Raw genomic sequence first — 3,525 nt, 5'->3', positions numbered from 1 at the left:
TATGTTACTTATGAGCGTGATGTTTTCGGGCGTGATGGCGAAATTAAAACTTATTCAAATGCCTCTGGCGATTTGGAAAGCCATTACATAAATGAACGAGATGTTTATGGCAATATTTCTAAACATACTATCTTTGGTACAGATGGGCAAATAACCCGTGTGAATAACTATACCCGCGATGCAAGAGGCTTAGAAATTGAAAACCAAGTGGATTGGAACGGGGATGGTATCTATAACGATTTGGATACCGTTATTATCAGTGTTCGTGATGATACACCGCAAGGAAACATCATCTCCCAGCTTCAATCCTATGCAGACGGCAGACCGGAAGTTTACACCATTTGGGGTTATGATGGTTTTGGCAGACGGAATTTCACTCATTCAGATACCAATAGAAACAATCAAATTGATGAGGGTGAAAGAAATTCACAAATCTCATTTGTGGGCGATACATCCTTGATAGATGTGAGTGAAATCTATTCGGGTAAATCGTTAGTGAATTTGCAAAAACTGCATTACAGTAATAATAACTCGGCTATTGCCAGCTTCTATGCCGGTGCAGATAAAGTCTACTATAGCTTAATCTATGGCGGCTACGGTGGCACAGTACGCTCTTCTACCGAAGATTTTACCGAAAGCCATTATGAAGCATTATTTAAGGCAGTAGGCGGGACAATTAAGACACTGAATATGTCTAATGCCAACTACCAAACCGACATTACGCTGGATAACAACGTGCTTGCGAAACTCACAAAATCCGAGTTAGTCGTAAACGGTGATGCAACCGATACTATCCGCCTGAAAGACAACACCGAGTTTACCCAACTCGATAATGTGACAAGAGGCAGACAAGAGTACGAGCAATACCAAACAGAGGTGGACGGTCAGCAATACACCTTATTGATTGACACCGACATCAACGTAGTATTGGCGTAGTCTCAGCCCTCTACAAGCGATCATTTTTTGCTGAAAATTTGCAAAAAAATGACTGCTGACTTTAACTCAAACCACCTTATAGATTTTTCTGTAAGGTGGTTTTTTTATATTGATAAATCTCTCACTTATTGTAAAATCCAATGTATCATTCAATGATACAAAAGTAAGGAAGACAATGAGAGTACAAGTTAAACAGTGGGGCAATAGCAAAGCTGTTCGTTTGCCGAAAGATTTTGCTCATTTAATGAATTTAGAAACAGGCGATTTTCTAGAATTAACTCAAATTGACCATCAAACAATAAAACTGGTTGTTGTTCCTCCCGTAAAAAGGCAGCGGCTTACGTTAGCAGAGCGAATTGCAATGACCTCAACTAAAACGCTCCCAGCGTGCGAAGAATGGGATTTACTTGAGCCAACAGGGAATGAAATCTAATGAAACGAAGTCAGTTTAAACGAGGCGATATCATTACAATATGCCTAAACCCTGTGGTAGGTAAAGAAATTGAGGGCGAACGCCGCCCTGCGTTGGTTTTAAGCGACAGCGAATTTCACAATTTAGGCTTTATGATGATAGCTCCCATTACACAAGGTAATGCAGCGTTAGCCCGTGAAAATAGCTTCGCCGTTACTCTAAGTGGTACAGGCTGTGAAACACAAGGCGTTATTGTGGCTTATCAAACAAGGGTCATTGATTTTATTAGTCGAAGAGCGAAAAAGGTGGAAAGCGTCCCTCACTATATTCTTTCCGAAGTACAAGATATTGTAGAGGCGATTTTAAAGGATTGATTAGAACATAAAAAACCTGTTACCGATTGGTAGCAGGTTTTTGTTTAAACTAAGCCGCTTTAACGGTTGGTACAAGCTCAATATTAAGAGCAGCTAAGATTTTCACAATGCTCTCAAAACGAGGTTTTTTGCTTGATAGAGTTTGGTATAAACTTTCTCTAGCTATATTCGCTTTCTTGGCGAGTTCGTTCATCCCTTTAGCCCTCGCAATCGTATTTAAGGCTTGGATAAATTCTTCTTCATCGCCATCTTTCAATACTTCAGCTAAGTAAAGGGCAATAAGCTCATCGCTTTTTAAATATTCCGCCGCATCAAAGGTTGATATTTCCCCTTTAAATTCAGTATGTTGCATAACTATTCTCCTTGTTGCAATTGTTGATAATTTCGCCAGAATGTTTTGGCTGTTGCAATATCTTTTTCTTGGCTATCTTTGTGTCCACCCTGAATAATCAGATAAATCGTCTTGCCTTTTTGGGCATAATAAAGCCGATAGCCTTTATTTATCATTATCCGCATTTCCATTACACCATCGCCCAATGCTTTACAGTCGCCAAAATTGCCTGATTTGGCTCGCTCCAAGCGTCTAATGATAGTAATTTTAGCTAGGGGATCTTTTAGTTTGTCTAGCCACTACTTAAATTCTTCTGTTTGTTCTATTAGATACATTATTCCCCTCCCCAACAACTAAATTGTAATGTTAGCATTACAAAAAGGCAATGCTTTTATCTATATAAGCTAATCTAATAACAAAAAAACCTGCTACCAATCGGTAGCAGGTTTTGTTTTATCTTAAGCGGTGTTTTGCAAATTTTCAGCAAAAAATGACCGCTTGTAGAGGGCTGAGACTACTCCAATACTACGCCAATACTACGTTGATGTCGGTATCAATCAATAAAGTATATTGCTGACCGTCCACTTCGGTGGTGTATTGTGCGTAATCGTTGCTGCCACGTTTTACGGTTGCGTCCAACTTAGTGAAATCGGTATTGTCTTTCAATCTCACTGTGTCGGTGCTGTCGCCGTTAATCGTGAAAGTAGCATTCTTGCTGATTTTAGCGATAACATCGTTATCAACCGTGATGTCTGTACTTGCTCTTGCATTGGTTAGGTTGATTTGGATAATTTTGTTTTCGTAATTATCCAATAACGCACGCCATTTTTCAGAGGTGTAGTCATCTTTGGTTGAATAGTGAAAGCCTTCTGTACCATAGACTAAAGTAGCGTCAGATTTGGCAACATTTTCGGATAAGTGAGCAATGTGTGTACCGCTAATACCTGCATCTTGGTAAATAAACTTCCGTATTTGATACAGATGCTCTTGTTTATCTCCTCCACGATAATCCTCAATAATATCAAAAAGATTTGTGTTGCCTATATAAGAGTATTTGTTCAATACTTCATCGCCATCTAACGTCTTGTTGTCGTTTCTATCAGCATAGTTAGTCAATCGTCTGCCAAACTCATTATACTTGTAGTAGTTATGATTTTTGCCTGAAGCACCATCTGCATTTACCCATTCATCGATTCGCTCAGCGTAATTGCTATTCAGGTTTTGGTCGTAGATGAGGGTTTGTTTCAAATCGCCAACATCATAGATACCGTTGGCATTTTTGTCTTCATAGACTGTTTTAACTCGACCAAACTCATCTCTCGTGTAATGATTAATAAAGCTCTTCTCAGTTTCAGATGAATAGTTAGTCACTTTAGTTTGATAACCGTACTCATCATATTCATACTCTCGTTTCCAAATTAACGTACCATCTGCTTGGTAGTTGCGAATGACTTTATCACGACCAAACTCGT

5 protein-coding genes and 1 pseudogene are annotated in these 3,525 nt (G+C 39.1%); 3 read left to right on the top strand and 3 right to left on the bottom strand.

The window, feature by feature from the left end:
- The 3 genes from ACERCF_RS12375 to ACERCF_RS12365 all read left to right on the top strand — a co-directional run.
- A partial coding sequence (locus ACERCF_RS12375) for a hypothetical protein (protein ID WP_373625768.1) occupies positions 1 to 936 on the top strand: 936 nt, incomplete at its 5' end.
- Between the two features lie 175 nt (positions 937 to 1,111).
- Entirely contained in the window at positions 1,112 to 1,369 is a 258-nt protein-coding gene (locus tag ACERCF_RS12370) for an AbrB/MazE/SpoVT family DNA-binding domain-containing protein (protein WP_373612191.1), read from the top strand.
- Positions 1,369 to 1,722, top strand: a complete 354-nt coding sequence (locus ACERCF_RS12365; RefSeq protein WP_373612190.1) for a type II toxin-antitoxin system PemK/MazF family toxin — start codon at positions 1,369 to 1,371, stop codon at positions 1,720 to 1,722. Before ACERCF_RS12370 ends, ACERCF_RS12365 begins: the two co-directional genes overlap by 1 nt.
- Before the next feature lie 49 nt (positions 1,723 to 1,771).
- Here the strand turns inward: ACERCF_RS12365 and ACERCF_RS12360 are convergent, their stop codons facing one another.
- The 3 genes and pseudogenes from ACERCF_RS12360 to ACERCF_RS12350 all read right to left on the bottom strand — a co-directional run.
- Positions 1,772 to 2,074 (bottom strand): addiction module antidote protein, encoded by a 303-nt coding sequence (locus ACERCF_RS12360; protein ID WP_373612189.1) that lies wholly within the window; start codon positions 2,072 to 2,074, stop codon positions 1,772 to 1,774.
- Positions 2,075 to 2,076: 2 nt separating this feature from the next.
- Positions 2,077 to 2,340, bottom strand: a pseudogene (locus tag ACERCF_RS12355) (type II toxin-antitoxin system RelE/ParE family toxin); the annotation flags it as partial.
- 238 nt (positions 2,341 to 2,578) lie between these two features.
- A partial coding sequence (locus tag ACERCF_RS12350; protein WP_373625767.1) for a hypothetical protein occupies positions 2,579 to 3,525 on the bottom strand: 947 nt, incomplete at its 5' end.

The sequence above is a fragment of the Mannheimia kashgarensis genome, assembly GCF_041807705.1.
In the GTDB taxonomy this organism is placed as follows: domain Bacteria; phylum Pseudomonadota; class Gammaproteobacteria; order Enterobacterales; family Pasteurellaceae; genus Mannheimia.
Note: the sequence above shows the minus strand (reverse complement) of the source record. Positions and strands in the feature narration are given on the sequence as shown.

Coding starts and splice junctions, on each gene's coding strand:
- ACERCF_RS12370 (WP_373612191.1), top strand. CDS start 1,112: ATGAGAGTACAAGTTAAACAGTGGGGCAATAGCAAAGCTGTTCGTTTG.
- ACERCF_RS12365 (WP_373612190.1), top strand. CDS start 1,369: ATGAAACGAAGTCAGTTTAAACGAGGCGATATCATTACAATATGCCTA.
- ACERCF_RS12360 (WP_373612189.1), bottom strand. CDS start 2,074: ATGCAACATACTGAATTTAAAGGGGAAATATCAACCTTTGATGCGGCG.